Origin of the sequence: Agrobacterium sp. CCNWLW155 (assembly GCF_036888815.1) — a bacterium.
In the GTDB taxonomy this organism is placed as follows: Bacteria; Pseudomonadota; Alphaproteobacteria; order Rhizobiales; family Rhizobiaceae; genus Agrobacterium; species Agrobacterium radiobacter.
In genome coordinates, this window is the sequence record NZ_JBAKFW010000001.1 from 622075 (window position 1) to 639081 (window position 17007).

Consider the following 17007-nt stretch of genomic DNA (forward strand, 5'->3'; position numbering starts at 1 on the left):
GGATGCGGGACATGGAAAGCCCTGATTACCCCGGATACCGGAAACACCGGTCCTGATGAAAGGCTAGGTGCGAAATGCCATCCTGTCAATCGGCGGGTGACCGTGCCGGGATTTACGCGGAACCGGTACGCAAAACCTTACCCGGAACCGGCAGACCTGTCGTCCGCAAGTGGATTGATAAAGCGACTTGGTTACCGGAAAGTTAGCGAAAAAACGAATGATGAAACCGCAACGCCGAAGGAGAATATCGAGTGACGGCAGTCACCGCCATTGCCTTGCCATGGCCTTCAAATCAATATGCTTTCGAAGATTCGCAAACAGCAAGGTGGCCTGCCCGTGATGACCGTCATGGACTATATCTCGATCGTCGTTTTCATCCTGCTATGGGCCATCTATACCCATGTAACGACGGGAACGAGGCTGTTTTCGAGAGCCAGCCTCAATCAGGCCATGGCCGAGCGCCGTCGCCACTGGATCATGAATTCGCTGAAGCGCGACCTGAAGATGATCGACACGCAGATCATGGCCGGCCTGCAGAACGGCACTGCCTTTTTCGCCTCCACCTCCATCTTCGCCATCGGTGGATGTTTCGCTCTTCTGGGCGCGACCGAACAGGTCGAATCGGTGTTTCGCGACATGCCTTTCGTGCATTATGCCGGGCGCACGGCCTTCGAACTGAAGGTCATAGGGCTCACCTGTCTTTTCGGTTACTCCTTCTTCAAATTCGGCTGGTCCTACCGCCTGTTCAACTATTGCACGATTCTTTTCGGCGCCATCCCCATGGTCCACGATGTCAACGCGGATCGCGAGGCAGCGGAGCGGGCGGCCGAAAACGTCATAAAGATGAACATCATCGCTGCTAAGAACTTCAATGAGGGCCTGCGGACGATCTTTCTGTCCATCGGTTATCTCGGCTGGTTCATCAGCCCCTATGTCTTCATTGCCAGTACGGTCATCATCATCGTGGCGCTGTTGCGCCGCCAGTTCTTTTCCGAGGCCCGGCGCGCGATCATGGAAGAAAACCAGCCTTGAAATAGCCGCACTTCAAGGGCCAAGCCCTCGGGTCATTTCGAGCGAATCCAAGTGAATGTCAGCTCCCTCGAAAAGCTGAAAAAAGCGGGAAACATGGACACAGACGCAGCCGCAAACGAAAATCGCCGCAAAGGCCGCATCGGCGGCCTCGACACCCTGCGCGGGCTGGCCCTCATCGCCATGGCGTCCTATCACTTCACATGGAACCTGGAATATTTCGGCTATCTCGAACCCGGCACGGCGACGACAGGCCTGTGGAAACTCTATGCGCGCGGCATCGCCAGCTCGTTCCTGTTTCTGGCCGGTTTCAGCCTGTTTCTCGCCCATGGCAAGGGCGTGAACTGGCCGTCTTTCGGCAAACGTTTTGCGATGGTGGCCGGTTCGGCGCTGCTCATTACCGTCGCGACCTATTTCGCCTTTCCGGACAGTTTCATCTTCTTCGGCATATTGCACAATATCGCCGCCGCAAGCCTCGTGGGGCTGCTGTTCCTGCGAGCCCCTGCAGTCGTGACGCTGCTTTTTGCGGTGATCGCTTTCATCCTGCCGCAATATCTGCAATCCGAACTGTTCAACGCAAAATGGCTGGCCTGGATCGGTTTTTCCACCATGCCGCCCCGCTCGAACGATTATGTTCCACTGCTGCCCTGGCTTGCACCCTTCCTCTCCGGGCTTGCGGTTTCGCAATTCGTCACGCCACGCGATTGGCTCGATCGCTTTCGAAGCCCGAGTTCACCTCGTAACCTGATCGCCAGCGCCGGCCGCCACAGCCTCGCCTTTTACCTTATCCACCAGCCGGTGCTGATCGGCCTCGTTTACACCCTGTCGCTCATCGCTCCGCCTCCGCCTGTCGATCAGGTCGAGCTGTACAAATCGAGCTGTGAAAAAAGCTGCGTCGAGCAGGCAAACGGGTTGGAACTATGCCAGCGTTTCTGCGGCTGCACGCTGGAGAAGCTGCAGGCCGAAAACCTGTTCGATATGATGATGGAAGGCAAACTCAGCGCGGATCAGCAGACGAAGGTCAGCGAAGTGGCGCAGCAGTGTACGGCTGAGGCGCAATAGGGATAAACGTCAGGGCTTACGATCCATTTCTTCTCCCCGCCGGGGAGAAGAAATGAGCGAAACCCGCTCGTTCCATATGCAGCAAAGTGGAAAGGCTTCTGAGCCTTTCTCGACAGTTACGTTAACGGAATAGCCAAACCGCTACAGGACGGGGTTCAGGTCCCCACGCCGATTTCGGCAAGCCGCGTCAGACAGGCTTCTTCGACATTGTCGAGTTCCGCCAGCGTCTCTTCGATGTCCTTACGTTTTTGCCTGAGATCGGCGCGCTTTTCATCGACCTTCTTCATCAGAAGCACCAGTTGGCCCGATTCGCCCGGCGGCTCCTTGTAGACGTGAATGATTTCGCGAATTTCGGAGATGGTGAAACCGATACGGCGGCCGCGCAGGATTTCCTGAATGAGGCGGCGGTCCGCAGCCCTGAAAAGCCGGGTGCGCCCACGACGCTCAGGGTGAATAAGCCCCTCGTCCTCATAAAATCTCAAGGTACGGGTGGAAACACCGAATTCGCGTGTCAGTTCGGTTATGCTATAATACTTGTCCAAGGGCCTATCCGATTCATAACCGGATAATATTATTTGACCTTCACGTAAAAGTCAATTTTCGCCCGCTTCCCCTATCCGGAAATACCGTACCACCAGGTCGCGATCCCCAGAAAGGCGAAAAAGCCGACAATATCGGTCACCGCCGTGACGAAGACTGCCGAGGAGACGGCCGGGTCCGCTCCGAACTTGTCGAGCACCAGCGGAATGAGAATGCCCGCCAGCGCCGCCGCCAGCATGTTGAGACACATGGCCGTGGCGATGATGCCACCGATATGGATATCCTGAAACCAGACACCGGCGACAATGCCGATGGCGCAACCGAACAGCATGCCGTTCAGGATACCCACACCCGCCTCGCGCCTGATGATGCGGGCGGCGTTGTGAATATCGAGGCTTTTGGTGGCGAGCGCCCGCACCGACACCGTCATGGTCTGCGATCCGGCATTGCCGCCCATACCGGCCACCGCCGGCATCAGGATCGCCAGAGCGATAATCTGCTGGATCGTCGCATCGAACAGGCTGATGACCGAGGCGGACAGAAAGGCGGTAAGGAGATTGACGGCAAGCCAGGGCACACGCGAGCGCGAGGTGCTGACAATGCTATCAGACAGCTCTTCGTCACCGACACCGCCAAGGCGCAGCAGATCCTCTTCGGCCTCTTCCTGAATGACGTCCACCACGTCATCGATGGTCAGCACGCCCACCAGCCGGCCGTTGTCATCGACTACGGCTGCGGAGAGAAGGTCGTATTGCTCAAAAAGCTGCGCGGCCTCTTCCTGGTCCATCTCGGCCGGAATGGAGTGGTTGGTCTCGTGCATGATCGTTTCGATCTTCACCTGACGCTTAGCGCGCAGCACGCGATCGAGATCAAGCGCACCGACCAGCTTGAACGTGGGATCGATAACGAAAATTTGCGAGAAGGATTCCGGCAACTCTTCTTCTTCGCGCAGATAATCGATGGTCTGCCCCACGGTCCAGAACGGCGGCACGGCCACGAACTCCGTCTGCATGCGGCGGCCGGCCGAACTTTCCGGATAATCCAGCGCCCTCATCAGCCGCACGCGTTCGGTGAACGGCAGTTGCGAGAGAATATCCTCGCGGTCTTCGTCGTCGAGGTCCTCGAGAATATAGACGGCGTCGTCCGAATCCAGCTCGCCGATGCCGGCGGCAATCTGCTCGTTCGACATCTGGTCGACGATATCGAGACGGATGCCCTCGTCCACCTCGGTCAGCGCCGTCATGTCGAAATCGGAACCGAGAAGCCGCACCAGCGCATGGCGCTGTTCAGGCAGGATGGATTCCAGGAGGTCGCCGAGTTCCGATTCGTGCAGCCGCGCCACATTCTTGCGCAGGAAAAGCAGATCGCGGTCAGCGATCGCCGCACCCACCATCGTCAGAAAGTCGGAGCGCACAGACCCGTCTTCGGCGTAAATATCGGAGGGCGCTTCTGTCGGCTTCACGTCCTCGGGCGCGACAGGATCGTCGTCACGGTCTGTCATCTGGCGTCCCCTCGTATTCAAATGCCGCAGTGCACGGATGCGCAGGCAGAATGGCGTTAAAAGGTATATTGTCAACAACCGGATAGCGGCAAATGAACAAGCTTTCCGACTGCGGCGCAAAATCCATTCAACATTCCTCTTCCTATTGGCCGGCAGGGTCTCAGCTAGCGGCCATAAGCATGTTTAGCCAATCTTTGTGGCTTGTTTTGCGACAACGTCCACCCCCTTTACGCCGTTCCCATTTCAAATGTCGAACGGGCAAATAAGGGTTTCACCGCAATGCACAATTAAGACATTGACAGGCGGTGTGGATCAGCGCTTTTGAAGTTGCTTTTGACAAACGACAAGCGCCGGCAGGCGGGCGCGAGAAGACATATCCCGGGAATCACAACCATGAGCAAGACGGATTTCATAGGCAAGGCATCCTCCGCCGCAGGTGGCTGGGGCGCACTTAAAAGCGTCGGCAAACGCCTTCTGGAATCCGGTGCACCGATTTCCGGCGCCCGCACACTTTTGAAGACCAACCAACCGGATGGTTTCGACTGCCCGGGCTGCGCCTGGGGTGACCCAGAACACGGCTCCTCTTTCGAATTCTGCGAAAACGGCGTCAAGGCAGTGTCATGGGAGGCGACGGAAGCCCGGGTGCCGCCGGATTTCTTCGCCAGCCGCACCGTCTCCGAACTGCGCAGCTGGTCTGACTACGATCTGGAAAAACAGGGCCGCCTGACCCATCCCATGCGTTATGACCGGGCAAGCGACAGATATCTGCCTGTCTCCTGGGACGATGCCTTCGCCGAAATCGGTGACATCCTCAACAGTCTCGACAGCCCGGACCGGGCGGAATTCTATACGTCCGGCCGCGCCTCCAACGAGGCCGCCTTCCTCTATCAGTTGATGGTCCGGCTTTACGGCACCAATAATTTCCCCGACTGCTCCAACATGTGCCACGAAGCGAGCGGCGTCGGCCTGAAGGAATCGATCGGCGTCGGCAAGGGCACCGTGCTGCTTGAGGATTTCGAGCAGACCGACGCCATTTTCGTCATCGGGCAAAATCCCGGCACCAACCATCCCCGCATGCTGGGTGACCTGCGCCGCGCCGCCCTTCGCGGCGCCCGGATCGCCGTCTTCAACCCCATCCGGGAAAAGGGTCTGGAGCGTTTCGCCGACCCACAGGACAAGGTCGAGATGATTACCGGCGGCAGCACTCGCATTGCCACCAATTATTACCAGCCGCGCCAGGGCGGCGACATGGCGGCGGTGCGCGGCATGAGCAAGGCGGTCTTTGCCGCCGACGAGGCCGCAAGGACGGTGGGCGAGCCGGCCATCATCGATTACGACTTCATCGCCGAACATGCGGCGGAGTTCGAGGCCTACCGTGCCGCCGTTGAAGCGACGAGCTGGGAAAGCATCCTCGACCAGTCCGGCCTCACCCGCGCGGAGATCGAGGAGGCGGCCCGTATCTACATGAATGCCGGTTCCGTCATCGCCACCTGGGCCATGGGCGTCACCCAGCACCGTCACTCCGTCATCATCGTTCGAGAAATCGCCAATTTCATGCTGCTGCGCGGCAATGTCGGCCGTCCCGGCGCTGGCCTTTGCCCGGTGCGCGGCCATTCCAACGTGCAGGGTGACCGCACCGTCGGCATCGACGAAAAAGCACCGCCGGCGCTTCTCGACGCGCTGGAGAAGGAACTCGGCGCCCCTATGCCGCGCAGACCCGGCCACAATACCGTGGAAGCCGTCGCCGCGATGCTGGAGGGCAAGGCTCAGGCCTTCATCGCGCTCGGCGGCAATTTCATGCGCGCGACACCCGACAGCCCGCTGATCGTCAAGGCTTTCGAAAAGCAGAAGCTGACCGTCAACATCGCCACCAAGCTCAACCATTCGCATCTGGTGCCGGGCGAAACCTCCTTCGTATTGCCCTGCCTCGGCCGAACGGAAATCGACCGCAATTCGGCCGGCCGCTCGCAGATCGTTACGGTGGAAGATTCCATGAGCATGGTGCACGGTTCCGGCGGCATCAATCCGCCGGCCTCGGAAGAGCTGCGTTCGGAAGTCGCCATCGTTGCCGGCATCGCCGAAGCAACGCTTGGCAATGCGCATCTCGACTGGAAGGCGCTTGCCGATGATTACGATCTCATCCGCGACATGATCGAGCGGGTCATTCCCGGTTTCGACGATTTCAACGAACGCGTCCGTGTGCCCCGCGGTTTTCATCTGCGCAATGCGGCGGCCGAACGGGAATGGAACACGCCGGCGAAAAAGGCCACCTTCTATAGCGGCCCCTTGCCGGAACAGACCGAACACCAGCAGGCGCTGATGCGTGATAACCTCTTCGTGCTGCAGACATTCCGCAGCCACGATCAATACAACACCACGATCTACGGCATGGATGACCGCTATCGCGGCGTCTATGGCGAACGCCACGTCATATTCATGAACCCTGGAGATATGGAAGCGCTCGGCGCCCATTCCCGCCAGCGCGTTGATGTCATCGGCGAATATGGCGATGGCATGGAGCGTATCGCGGAAGATTTCCGACTGGTGCCCTATAATATCCCGCGTGGCAGCGTCGGCGGTTATTACCCGGAACTGAACGTGCTGGTGCCGCTGTCGAGCTATGGCGAAGGCAGCTTCACGCCGACATCGAAATCGGTGCTCGTCTCCGTTCGCCTGCGCCCGGACGCCTCCTGATGGAAGAGGAGCAATCCGCCGCTGCGTTCATGGCAGCGGTGGAGCGGGTTCAGGAAAGCTCCTCACAGGTGCTGACGGCCACGGGCGCGGCGATCCTTCTGGCGGTTTATCTGAACATCGCCGCCGACAGCCGCAGCATCGCCAACCGGCTTGGGCTTGCACACGCCCTTATTCTGCGCGAAATCACTCTCCTGTCACCGCGTTTCGTACGGGTCACAAAACGCGACGCCCGCACCCAGCGCAGCTTTCTGGAGACGACTGAAGAAGGACAGGCACTTGCCGCCTCTTCATCCCGGATTTGAAAAGAACGGAGCATACCTTGGCAATCAGGCCGATCCTGCCCTATCCCCATCCCGGTCTGTCCGAAATCTGCGCGTCGGTCACGGTTTTCGACGAGCAGCTGCACGATCTGGTCACCGACCTGATCGACACGATGCGCGCCGCGCCCGGCGTCGGCATCACCGCCGCCCATATCGGCGTCAAGCAGCGCGTTTTCGTTCTGGAGCTGACGCCGGGAACTGTCCTCACCTACGTCAACCCTGAAATCGTCAGCCAATCCGCACAGACGATGCGGCATATGGAAGGCAGTGTCTCCATGCCGGGCATTACCGACGAGGTGGAGCGGCCCTCCGAAGTCGAGGTGAGGTTTCAGGATATATCCGGCGGCGAACACCGGCAGACCGCCGAGGGGTTTCACGCCATCTGTATCCAGCACGAGATCGACCAGCTGGATGGTATTTTCTGGCTGAAGCGTCTCTCGAAACTCAAGCGCGACCGGCTGGTAAAAAAATGGGAAAAATCCCGAAAAACTTGATGGTCAGCCGGTAACCGACAGCACAAATTCCGCATCGCCCTTCAGCGTGTTGCTGACGGTACAGATATCCTCGGCCATATGGGCGATGCCGCTGCGGGTGGCCTCATCGAAATCCCCCTTTATCTCGATCCGGACATCGAAACGCACGATCCGCGATGGCTCCTCATCGGCCTTTTCGCCCGACACATGCACCGTGACCTTTTCGAACCGGTCGAGCACAGCCATGCGGCTCGCCGCAATCCGGGCGCTAAGCGCCAGGCAGGCCGCCAGCGAAGAATAAAGAAGATCGAGCGGATTGAAACCCGGCTCTGAGGCCCCCGTCACCACCGTCAGGGCGCCTCCGGTGGCCGTGACGACGTCGGGATGCCCAAGGCGGCCAAGTGTAACGACAGCCCCTGTCGGCCGCTTTTTAACCCTGAACTGATTCACACCCGACCTCACGCCGCGATTTCACCGATGGAACCAAAATTAGCCTCGCGCTTTTACTCACGCAACGGTGAACGACCGTCGAATATTGATTAAAAAGGGAGCTGGGACATATGGTTACATCTACGCTCGTCAGCATTCTGATCACCTTCCTGGTGATTGTGCTTGTCTTGTGGCTTATCGCACGACTGCCTGTCGGCGGCGGTGCGAAACAGATCGCTCAAGTGATCGTCATCATCATCGGCATTATTTCGCTGCTGAAATATCTCGCCGTCTTCTGATGTCCCGGCGTAGTGCAGACGAAAAAGGCGGCGAAAGCCGCCTCTTTTTATGCGCGGTTTTCAACCGCTTGATCGCTATTGGCGAGGCTCGAACTGATAGGTTTTTTTCAGCGTAATATCCCGGACGCTGCCAATGCCGAGAAACGGCGTATTGTCGGCATCAAAAATCGCCCTGCCCTTCGCCACGATCCACCGGCTTGAACCACCCGGCAGATTGACCTTGTAGCGCTGATCGAAAAACACGCCGGTGGTGATGCTCTCAAAAATGGCCTGCGCCACCTGATCGCGCATTTCGACATCGATTCTTTCGAGAATCTCCTCGATCGTCACCCCGCGCGACGCAACCGGTTCGGGAAACCCATGACATTCCGCGGTGACAGCATCCATGATCAGCCTATTGTCGGAAATGCTCCACATGTAGTAGCCGAGCGCATTGTCTGAATCCGTTTTGTCCCCCAGCACGAAAACCCCCAGACATTTTTCCTGACAAAAGCTAACATCAGACCTCTAATATTCCACCCCTCGTTTTTATGGGGGGAAACGTCTGGCTACTGCAGCGTGTATCGATATCCACGGAAATCTGCTGATCACCGAATCCAAATGGCGTTCCGAGATGGACGATAATTCTGAAAAGGCATCGCAAAACCACCTGCCTGCGCCTACATGCTTGCGATGACATGTCGAAGGAGTTCAATATGGTGCGAACCGCCCTCACTTTCGGATTGCTGACCGCAACCGTCTTTTTAGCCGGGTGCCAGACGTGGCATAGTCCATATCGTGGAAACGAGTGGCGAATGGATCAGGTCATGGACGGCGACCCCTACCGTGTCGGTGACGGGCAGCGCAACCGACGCTAGTTCACCTCGTCCATTCAATCCGGACGGCGGCAAGTCGGTGATTTGCCGCCCTTTAATCAGAGCGTTCCGGCTGCGAGTGAAAACATTGACATGGCCGATTTGCGCACCAACGAACCTTCGTGGTTTCCAAGGCATAGGGCTAATCAGTTGACTAAAAAAGAAAAAACCCGCCGAAGCGGGTTTCTTTGGTGCGGTCGAGAAGACTCGAACTTCCACGGGTTGCCCCACAGCGACCTCAACGCTGCGCGTCTACCAATTCCGCCACGACCGCATCGTGGTAGGCGTCGACTTGCGCCGACGGGGGTGCATGTAGCAAAAGGATTTTCGGTGCACAAGAGCGTCGTGACAGTTTTTTGAAATTAAAAATCGCACTGCACCATCCTATATGCAGGAAGCCCGGAAATGCTGGGGTTGCGGCCCTGTCGCCATTTTGCGAGAAGGCTGTGGAAAGGACTTTTTCATGCTCACACGCACCGATATCGAGACAAATATGCTTGCCCCCGCCGGTTCGCCGCCCGTCCGCTGGCGAATCTCGGAAGGTCTCGTGCCTTACGAACTGGCGATCGAGGAGATGGAACGCGAAGTTGCCGCCATCGCCAGCGGGGAGGCTGACGAACTCGTCTGGCTTCTGGAACATCCGCCGCTCTATACCGCGGGCACAAGCGCCGATGCCGTTGATCTCATTGAGCCTGATCGTTTCCCCGTCTTCGCCACCGGTCGCGGCGGTGAATATACCTATCACGGGCCGGGACAGCGGGTCGTTTACGTCATGCTCGACCTGAAGCGGCGGCGGCAGGATGTGCGCGCCTATGTGGCGGCGCTGGAGGATGTCATCATCCGCACGCTCGACAAGATGAATGTCCGGGGCGAGCGGCGCGAGGACCGCGTCGGCGTCTGGGTCAGGCGTCCGGAAAAACCTCTTCTGCCCGATGGCGGCATGGCCGAGGACAAGATCGCCGCGCTCGGCATCCGCCTGCGCAAATGGGTGAGCTTTCACGGGCTGTCGATCAATGTGGATCCCGACCTCACGCATTTTTCCGGCATCGTTCCCTGCGGCATCAGCGCCTATGGCGTCACCAGCCTTGTCGATCTCGGATTGCCGGTTATGATCGGCGACGTCGACGTTCTGCTGCGCGAGGCCTTTGAGGAGGTGTTTGGCGCGGCAGTGCCCGAAACCGGCGCTGGCGGCTGATTGCACCGCAACCTTTGCCGCAGGCCGGTGTTTCCAGCATCGATCACCATAAGAGGAGGAACGACCATGTTCACAACGTCCGCCTATGCCTGCGACGACGGTTCTTCGCCGATGAAGCTCGCGACCATCAAACGTCGCGATCCCGGCCCGCGCGATGTCGAAATCGAGATCGAATTCTGTGGCGTCTGCCACTCCGATATTCATACGGCCCGCGGCGAATGGCAGGGATCCCTCTACCCCTGCGTTCCCGGCCACGAAATCATCGGCCGCGTTGCACGGGTGGGCTCGCAGGTGACCAAGTTCAAGACAGGTGAGCGTGTCGGCGTCGGCTGTATCGTCGACAGCTGCCGTGAATGCGCAAGCTGCGCGGAAGGGCTGGAGCAATATTGCGAAAACGGCATGACCGGCACCTATAATTCGCCTGACAAGGCGATGGGCGGCGGCGCGCATACGCTTGGTGGGTATTCCGCCCATGTGGTCGTCGACGACCGTTACATCCTCAACATTCCCGAAGGCCTCGATCCGGCCGCCGCCGCACCCCTGCTCTGCGCGGGTATCACCACCTACTCGCCGCTGCGGCACTGGAATGCCGGTCCCGGCAAGCGTGTCGGCGTCGTTGGTCTCGGCGGCCTTGGCCATATGGCGGTCAAGCTCGCCAACGCCATGGGCGCGACTGTCGTGATGATCACGACGTCGCCCGGCAAGGCGGAGGACGCTAAAAAACTCGGCGCCCACGAGGTCATCATCTCGCGTGATGCCGAACAGATGAACAAGGCCGCTTCCAGTCTCGATCTCATCATCGACGCTGTGGCCGCCGACCACGATATCAACGCCTATCTCGCACTGCTGAAACGTGACGGCGCGCTGGTGCAGGTGGGCGCACCGGAAAAGCCGCTCTCGGTGATGGCCTTCAGTCTCATTCCCGGCCGCAAGACGTTTGCCGGCTCGATGATCGGCGGCATTCCCGAAACGCAGGACATGCTGGATTTCTGCGCCGAGAAAGGCATCGCCGCCGAGATAGAGATGATCAATATCGATCAGATCAACGACGCTTATGAACGCATGATAAAAAGCGATGTGCGTTATCGCTTCGTCATTGATATGAAGAGCCTGCCGCGCCAGAAGGCCGCCTGACCCCTGAAGGGGGGCGACCTTGCAGGCGTCCCCTCTCCCGTTGGACCTTTGGGTCGAAAGCGCAGCCTGATCCATGACCAGCCAGACCGGTTTCAACGATATCGCCAAGGGCATGACCATCATGGCGGGTTGCATGCTGGTGCTGCCGGTCATGGATGCGATCGCCAAATACATGGCGGTGAGCGGCGGCATGTCGCCGGCGCAGGTGACCTTCTACCGCTTCTTTTTCCAGGTGCTCTGCACCCTGCCGCTACTTCTTGTGGTGTCACCCAGGGCGCTGTTCAGCGCCAAACGGCCATGGATGAACTGCCTGCGCGGCGTGCTGCACGCCTCGGCCAGCCTGATGTTCTTCGCCGCCGTCAAATACATGCCGCTTGCGGATGTCTTCGCGATCTATTTCGTCGAACCATTCATGCTGACGATGATGTCGGCCATCTTCCTTGGCGACAAGGTTGGCTGGAAGCGCTGGACGGCGATCGCAGTCGGGTTTGGCGGCGCCTTGATCGTCATTCAGCCGAGTTTCGAAATCTTCGGCTGGACATCGCTTCTGCCGGTTGCCTGCGCCTTTCTGTACACACTTTACCTGTTCCTGAACCGCGCCATCGGCGATGCCGACAGCCCGCTGGTCATGCAGACCATGTCCGGCATTGCCGGTACGGTGTTCATGGGGGCGGCCCTTCTTGCCGGTGATGCACTCGGCGACAAGGATTTTGCCGTCTCGCTTCCGCAATCCGGCTTTGCCCTCACCCTGCTAATCCTGTTGGGATCGATATCCGGCTACATGCACCTGTTGATTGTCAGGGCCTTCCGGCTGGCGCCGCTTTCTCTGCTGGCGCCGTTCCAGTATTTCGAGATCATCTCGGCGACTATCCTCGGTTATGCGCTGTTTTCCGATTTCCCGACGCCATCAAAATGGCTCGGCATTCTCATCATCGTCGCATCCGGCCTGTTCATCATCTGGCGCGAGCGCCAGCAAGCCGGTGCAAACCCGCCGCTTGACGGGCAATGACTGCCGACCCTCGCCGTCTCTCAACTATCCGAGGGCGGCGGCCCGTCGTCGTGATGATCCTGCGCCTCCACAAGACTGCCAAGCAGCCACAGCGAAACCTCGGCCGCCTCTCCGGCCGATTTGAACCGGTATGAGCCGCTATATTTCGGCATATCGAAAAAGGTGACGACGAAACCGTCACCGCTTTCCAGACTTTCGACCCTGATGCGCTCAGGATCGATCATCACACACACATAATGCGACCCCATATTGCGCATGAAGCCGGCCTTGTTGTCGTGCAGCCGCACGAAGGCAGCACCACCATCCGCCGTCATGTGCAGACTTCTGATCGCCTCGTTGGGAAAGGCACGGGCGAAATCCATGATCGCCTGCCCCACATCATGACTGTTATCCTCATCCGTCGCCCGCGTCATGCGCCAGGCGTAGACAGCGAAGACCGAAAGCAGCACGAAAACGATAATCCAGATCGCAATACTCACCCGGGGCGCTCCCTCAGCATCGAAACATCACGATTCGCGAATCGAAAAGACGCGAACCCGGCTCAGGTTCATACAGACCGAGGCTTGTGTGAAGTGTGGCTCTGCCGGATCGATGTCGTTTCGCTGCGTTACGCGGTCTGCGTAATCAGAAACGCTTGAGGAAGGAGGCCTTTGCCAGCAGCCATTGCCGGCGAAGCTGCGACAGTTGCAGGTCGCCGTCAAATACGCCGCTCCCCGTCTTTCTCGCCGCAGTGATGACAGGGCCGGACAGGGCGACGGGAAGATAGGCGGCAAAAACATTTTTCGAGATCTTTGCGCGTCGTGCCCTCTCCATATGATCCAGCGCATGGGTCGCAAAAATCTCGATGGCAATGCCGATGCGCTGCCTGTCCTTACCTTCCAGAAAAGTCTCGCGGTCGAGCCCGGCCGCAGCCAGCATATCGGCGGGAATATAGACCTGCCCGCGACGCCGGTGCAGCGGCATGAGCAGCAACATGCCGGCCATGGCCTGCGCGACGCCCGCATGACCTGCCCCTTCCGCGCTGGATGCGGCGTCTTCAGCGGAAAGCACGAGACTTGCAAGTTGGATCAAAGCGGATGCGGTTTCGCCAGCATAACCTTCCAGCGCATTGCGATCCTCGAACAGGTCGTCATAGAGATCGAAGATCCGCGCCTCGATCATGTTGGCCAGAACCGGGCGCGGCAGACGATATTGTTCGATCGTTGTCAGAAGCGCTGCAGCCACCGGGTGGGACTGGCTGTCACCGTGCGGATTGCCATCGATAAGGTCGCGCCACCATTGCATGCGCACTTCGCCGGGCAACGCCTCGCGCACGGAATCGCGGATGCGGGCGATTTCGGCGTTGAAGGCATAAAGCGCGGCAAGGGCATTGCGCCTGTCGGCAGGCGACAGAAGACAGGCAAGATAACGGTCGCGATCGGTATCGCGCAGCGTCGCGAGGCTGACGTCGAGATTTTCTGTGGGTGCCATGGTTCCCCGCGCGAAACGTCCTGTCAGCCTTCGACGGCAATCAGCGCCGCAGCCACGGCGCGCGATTCCGAAAGCATGATATTGTAGGTGCGCACCGCAGCACCCGTACTCATCGGGTCAACCGAAATGCCCGCCTCCTTAAAGGCGGCGCGCAGTTCTTTCGGCAGGACCCGCATGCCGTCACCCGTGCCGATCAGCAGCACTTCGATATCCTGTGCTTCCGCCAGAGCCTTTTCGAAATGCCCGACGGTCAGTTCTTTCGCATCGGCGGGCTCCCACCCGTAAATGCCCGAAGGCAGGAGGAGAAGAGAGCCGCGATGAGACATGTCGGCAAAACGGAAACCGCCATTGCCATAGGCATCGATGGGCGCCCGGCCGGGAAAATGGGCCGGGCGTATTTCGATCCCGCCGGCCATCAGACGGCAGGCTTGCCGCCGATGGCGCCGGTGTTGTTTTCTTTCTTGTCGTCCTTCTCGTCTTCCGCATCCTTGCTGTCGGGACGCAGCTTGAAGGCGATCAGCACCGGTGCGGCGATGTAGAGCGACGAGAACACGCCGATACCGACACCAAACAGCATGGCGAAGGTGAAGGAGCGGATGACTTCGCCACCGAAGAGGTAGAGCGACAGCAGCGCCAGAAGCACGGTCAGACCGGTGAGGATCGTACGCGACAGCGTCTGGTTCAACGACACGTCGATGATCATCGACAGCGGCATCTTTTTATAACGCCTGAGGTTTTCGCGGATACGGTCATAGATGACGACGGTGTCGTTCAGCGAATAACCGATGATCGTCAGGATCGCCGCGATACTGGTGAGGTTGAATTCTATCCCCAGGAACACAAAGAGACCGATGGTGAAGACCACATCGTGCACCATCGAAATGACGGCGCCCAAGGCGAACTGCCATTCGAAGCGAACCCAGATGTAGATCATGATCGCCGTCATGGCGAGCAGGATGCCAACCGTGGAGGTGAAGGTGAGGTCACCCGAAACGGCCGGACCGACGACTTCCACGCGGCGGAAGTCATATTTGTCCTCAAGCTCGCCGCGCACCATGGTGATCGCAGACTGCTCGGCATTTTCGCCGCCGTCCTGCGCCTGGATGCGGATGAGAACGTCCTGCGGCGTACCGAAGTTCTGCGCCTGGATTTCACCGAGGTTGAGCTGGTTCAGGCGATCACGGATATCGGCGAGATCGGCCTCACCCTGCTTGGCGCGGACTTCGATGACCGAGCCGCCCTGGAAGTCGATGCCGAGGTTCAGGCCCTTGGCCACGAAGCCACCGACACAGGCGAGCATGACGACGCCGGTGATCATGAACACCACGCGACGGTAGCGCATAAACGGAATGTCGCGGCCGTCGAACATGGCGGTGCGGACACCCTTCGGCAGATGTTTCGGACGGCTGCGGCGAACCCAGTAGCCGAACATCCACGCCGTCAGCGTATAGGCCGTGAAGACGGTGGTGATGATACCGACGGCCAGCGTGACCGCGAAGCCCTTGACCGGGCCGGTGCCCATGTAGAACAGCACGCTCGCCACGATCAGCGTCGTCAGGTTGGCGTCGACAATGGTCGCAAAGGCGCGGGTGAAGCCGTTATCCAGTGACTGGATCAGCGGTTTGCCGCTCTTCACCTCCTCGCGTATGCGCTCATAGATCAGAACGTTGGAATCCACCGCCATGCCGATGGTCAAGACGATACCGGCAATACCTGGCAAGGTCAGCGTTGATCCTATCACACTGAGGACAGCGAGCAGCATGACGACGTTGACGATGAGTGCGATGTTCGCGAGCAGGCCGAAGAAGCCATAGAACACGAACATGAAGATGAGGACGCCGACGGCGCCGATGACGCTGGCCGTCAGACCGGCTGTGATGGAGTCGTTACCAAGGCTCGGACCGACAGTGCGTTCTTCAACCACGGTCAGCGTAGCAGGCAGTGCACCGGCGCGCAGCAGAACCGCAAGGTCGTTAGCGCCCTGCACCGAGAAATTACCTGAAATCTGTCCCGAACCGCCGATGATCGGTTCACGGATAACAGGCGCGGAAATGACCTGATTATCAAGCACGATGGCGAAAGGCTTGCCGACATTCTGCTGCGTCGCCTGCGCAAAGCGCTGCGCGCCGCGGCTGTCGAAGCGGAAGGTAACGACGGGTTCGTTGGTCTGCTGGTTGAAGCTTGCCTGCGCGTCGACGAGATTGTCGCCGGAAACGAGCGCGCGGCGCTCCACCAGATAGGGAACCGGCGGATCGTCCTGCGAGTACAGAACCTCTGATGTAGCCGGCGGACGGCCGTTCATGGCTTCCTGCACCGGCATCGTCGTGTCGACCATGCGGAAGGAGAGCTTGGCCGTCTGGTTCAAAAGCGACTTCAGACGCTGCGGATCCTGAAGCCCCGGAACCTGCACGATGATGCGGTCCGAACCCTGACGCTGGATGAGCGGCTCGGTGGTGCCGACTTCGTCAACGCGGCGGCGCACGACTTCGATGGACTGCGAAACGGCCGAGGACAGGCGGTAGTCGATGCCTTCATCCGTCAGGTTGAGCCGGAGCAGATTGTCGCCGCCGTCATTCATCGTCACTTCGGTGATGGAGCCGCCGACCAGCGTGCCGGCGGACACCGGCTGCGTCAGGTCACGAAGCGCGTTCTTTGCGGCTTCCACCTGAGCGGGATCGCTGATGCGGACCTGAATTTGCTGGCCGTTGCCGGTGAGCCCCGAATAGCGGATGTTGGCGTCGCGAAGCTGCGTGCGCACATCGCCCACGATCGTTTCAAGCCGTTCCTTGACGATGTCGGAACGCTCGATCTTGAGCATGATGTGCGAACCGCCCTGAAGGTCGAGACCGAGCGTTACCTTGTTGTCCTTGTACCAGGCAGGCATGCCCTCCAGCTGTTTGTCCGTAAACAGGTTGGGAGAGGCGATGAAGACGCTTGCCAGCACAAGCAGCCAGATGAAGACTGTTTTCCAACGGGAAAAATGAAGCATTTCGATCTC

17 protein-coding genes and 1 tRNA gene are annotated in these 17007 nt (G+C 59.2%); 9 read left to right on the forward strand and 9 right to left on the reverse strand.

Features of this window, described 5'->3' with window-relative positions; all coding sequences use genetic code 11:
* The first annotated feature begins 339 nt into the window (after window positions 1-339).
* Complete coding sequence (locus V6S97_RS03150) at window positions 340-1032, forward strand: DUF599 domain-containing protein (RefSeq protein WP_334426558.1); 693 nt, start codon at window positions 340-342, stop codon at window positions 1030-1032.
* Window positions 1033-1125: 93 nt separating this feature from the next.
* Window positions 1126-2091, forward strand: a complete 966-nt coding sequence (locus tag V6S97_RS03155) for a DUF1624 domain-containing protein (protein WP_020812809.1) — start codon at window positions 1126-1128, stop codon at window positions 2089-2091.
* Window positions 2092-2246: 155 nt separating this feature from the next.
* Here V6S97_RS03155 and V6S97_RS03160 read toward each other — a convergent pair whose 3' ends face one another.
* Together V6S97_RS03160 and mgtE are read right to left on the reverse strand one after the other, a co-directional pair.
* Entirely contained in the window at window positions 2247-2633 is a 387-nt protein-coding gene (locus V6S97_RS03160; RefSeq protein ID WP_003495942.1) for a MerR family transcriptional regulator, read from the reverse strand.
* Window positions 2634-2704: 71 nt separating this feature from the next.
* The gene (mgtE, locus tag V6S97_RS03165) at window positions 2705-4132 is read right to left on the reverse strand and encodes a magnesium transporter (protein ID WP_003502821.1); all 1428 of its coding nucleotides are present in this window, start codon (window positions 4130-4132) and stop codon (window positions 2705-2707) included.
* A gap of 393 nt (window positions 4133-4525) precedes the next feature.
* On the opposite strand from mgtE, the gene V6S97_RS03170 reads away from it, so the two are divergent.
* From V6S97_RS03170 to V6S97_RS03180, 3 genes are read left to right on the forward strand one after another with little or no spacing between them, the layout of a single operon-like run.
* Window positions 4526-6826: an FdhF/YdeP family oxidoreductase gene (locus V6S97_RS03170; protein WP_334426071.1), complete on the forward strand. Its 2301-nt coding sequence runs from the start codon at window positions 4526-4528 to the stop codon at window positions 6824-6826.
* Complete coding sequence (locus V6S97_RS03175) at window positions 6826-7128, forward strand: hypothetical protein (RefSeq protein WP_107675562.1); 303 nt, start codon at window positions 6826-6828, stop codon at window positions 7126-7128. Before V6S97_RS03170 ends, V6S97_RS03175 begins: the two co-directional genes overlap by 1 nt.
* Before the next feature lie 17 nt (window positions 7129-7145).
* The gene (locus V6S97_RS03180) at window positions 7146-7640 is read left to right on the forward strand and encodes a peptide deformylase (protein ID WP_334426072.1); all 495 of its coding nucleotides are present in this window, start codon (window positions 7146-7148) and stop codon (window positions 7638-7640) included.
* A gap of 3 nt (window positions 7641-7643) precedes the next feature.
* Here the strand turns inward: V6S97_RS03180 and V6S97_RS03185 are convergent, their stop codons facing one another.
* Window positions 7644-8069, reverse strand: coding sequence for an OsmC family protein (locus V6S97_RS03185; RefSeq protein WP_003502825.1), 426 nt, complete (start codon window positions 8067-8069; stop codon window positions 7644-7646).
* Between the two features lie 110 nt (window positions 8070-8179).
* Between V6S97_RS03185 and V6S97_RS03190 the strand changes: the two genes are divergently transcribed.
* Window positions 8180-8347, forward strand: a complete 168-nt coding sequence (locus tag V6S97_RS03190) for a Thivi_2564 family membrane protein (RefSeq protein ID WP_003502827.1) — start codon at window positions 8180-8182, stop codon at window positions 8345-8347.
* Between the two features lie 75 nt (window positions 8348-8422).
* Here the strand turns inward: V6S97_RS03190 and V6S97_RS03195 are convergent, their stop codons facing one another.
* Both V6S97_RS03195 and V6S97_RS03200 read right to left on the reverse strand, forming a co-directional pair.
* Window positions 8423-8809 carry a PAS domain-containing protein gene (locus V6S97_RS03195; RefSeq protein WP_003502828.1) on the reverse strand — a complete coding sequence of 129 codons (387 nt, stop codon included), beginning with the start codon at window positions 8807-8809 and terminating at the stop codon, window positions 8423-8425.
* A 581-nt stretch (window positions 8810-9390) separates the two neighbouring features.
* Window positions 9391-9475 (reverse strand) — tRNA-Leu (locus V6S97_RS03200).
* A gap of 189 nt (window positions 9476-9664) precedes the next feature.
* Between V6S97_RS03200 and lipB the strand changes: the two genes are divergently transcribed.
* The 3 genes from lipB (at window position 9665) to V6S97_RS03215 (ending at window position 12539) form a co-directional block, all read left to right on the forward strand.
* On the forward strand, window positions 9665-10396 hold the full coding sequence (lipB, locus tag V6S97_RS03205; protein WP_060725802.1) for a lipoyl(octanoyl) transferase LipB: 732 nt from the start codon (window positions 9665-9667) through the stop codon (window positions 10394-10396).
* A gap of 66 nt (window positions 10397-10462) precedes the next feature.
* Window positions 10463-11530: an NAD(P)-dependent alcohol dehydrogenase gene (locus tag V6S97_RS03210; protein WP_111797803.1), complete on the forward strand. Its 1068-nt coding sequence runs from the start codon at window positions 10463-10465 to the stop codon at window positions 11528-11530.
* A 73-nt stretch (window positions 11531-11603) separates the two neighbouring features.
* Window positions 11604-12539 carry a DMT family transporter gene (locus V6S97_RS03215; protein ID WP_162690824.1) on the forward strand — a complete coding sequence of 312 codons (936 nt, stop codon included), beginning with the start codon at window positions 11604-11606 and terminating at the stop codon, window positions 12537-12539.
* A 20-nt stretch (window positions 12540-12559) separates the two neighbouring features.
* On the opposite strand, the gene V6S97_RS03220 is transcribed toward V6S97_RS03215, so the two are convergent.
* From V6S97_RS03220 to secDF, 4 genes are all read right to left on the reverse strand, one after another.
* The gene (locus tag V6S97_RS03220; protein ID WP_060726268.1) at window positions 12560-13018 is read right to left on the reverse strand and encodes a hypothetical protein; all 459 of its coding nucleotides are present in this window, start codon (window positions 13016-13018) and stop codon (window positions 12560-12562) included.
* A gap of 145 nt (window positions 13019-13163) precedes the next feature.
* A complete protein-coding gene (locus tag V6S97_RS03225) occupies window positions 13164-14009 on the reverse strand; it encodes a phytoene/squalene synthase family protein (protein ID WP_080866145.1) in 846 nt (281 codons plus the stop codon).
* Between the two features lie 23 nt (window positions 14010-14032).
* Window positions 14033-14425, reverse strand: a complete 393-nt coding sequence (locus V6S97_RS03230) for an Mth938-like domain-containing protein (protein WP_060726269.1) — start codon at window positions 14423-14425, stop codon at window positions 14033-14035.
* On the reverse strand, window positions 14425-16998 hold the full coding sequence (gene secDF, locus V6S97_RS03235) for a protein translocase subunit SecDF (protein ID WP_077998381.1): 2574 nt from the start codon (window positions 16996-16998) through the stop codon (window positions 14425-14427). Before secDF ends, V6S97_RS03230 begins: the two co-directional genes overlap by 1 nt.
* Window positions 16999-17007: the final 9 nt, after the last annotated feature.

What these genes read in the sequence shown, in the direction of transcription:
- V6S97_RS03150 (WP_334426558.1), top strand. Translation starts at nt 340, where the DNA reads ATGACCGTCATGGACTATATCTCGATCGTCGTTTTCATCCTGCTATGG.
- V6S97_RS03155 (WP_020812809.1), top strand. Translation starts at nt 1,126, where the DNA reads ATGGACACAGACGCAGCCGCAAACGAAAATCGCCGCAAAGGCCGCATC.
- mgtE (WP_003502821.1), bottom strand. Translation starts at nt 4,132, where the DNA reads ATGACAGACCGTGACGACGATCCTGTCGCGCCCGAGGACGTGAAGCCG.
- V6S97_RS03170 (WP_334426071.1), top strand. Translation starts at nt 4,526, where the DNA reads ATGAGCAAGACGGATTTCATAGGCAAGGCATCCTCCGCCGCAGGTGGC.
- V6S97_RS03175 (WP_107675562.1), top strand. Translation starts at nt 6,826, where the DNA reads ATGGAAGAGGAGCAATCCGCCGCTGCGTTCATGGCAGCGGTGGAGCGG.
- V6S97_RS03190 (WP_003502827.1), top strand. Translation starts at nt 8,180, where the DNA reads ATGGTTACATCTACGCTCGTCAGCATTCTGATCACCTTCCTGGTGATT.
- lipB (WP_060725802.1), top strand. Translation starts at nt 9,665, where the DNA reads ATGCTCACACGCACCGATATCGAGACAAATATGCTTGCCCCCGCCGGT.
- V6S97_RS03210 (WP_111797803.1), top strand. Translation starts at nt 10,463, where the DNA reads ATGTTCACAACGTCCGCCTATGCCTGCGACGACGGTTCTTCGCCGATG.
- V6S97_RS03215 (WP_162690824.1), top strand. Translation starts at nt 11,604, where the DNA reads ATGACCAGCCAGACCGGTTTCAACGATATCGCCAAGGGCATGACCATC.
- V6S97_RS03225 (WP_080866145.1), bottom strand. Translation starts at nt 14,009, where the DNA reads ATGGCACCCACAGAAAATCTCGACGTCAGCCTCGCGACGCTGCGCGAT.
- V6S97_RS03230 (WP_060726269.1), bottom strand. Translation starts at nt 14,425, where the DNA reads ATGGCCGGCGGGATCGAAATACGCCCGGCCCATTTTCCCGGCCGGGCG.
- secDF (WP_077998381.1), bottom strand. Translation starts at nt 16,998, where the DNA reads ATGCTTCATTTTTCCCGTTGGAAAACAGTCTTCATCTGGCTGCTTGTG.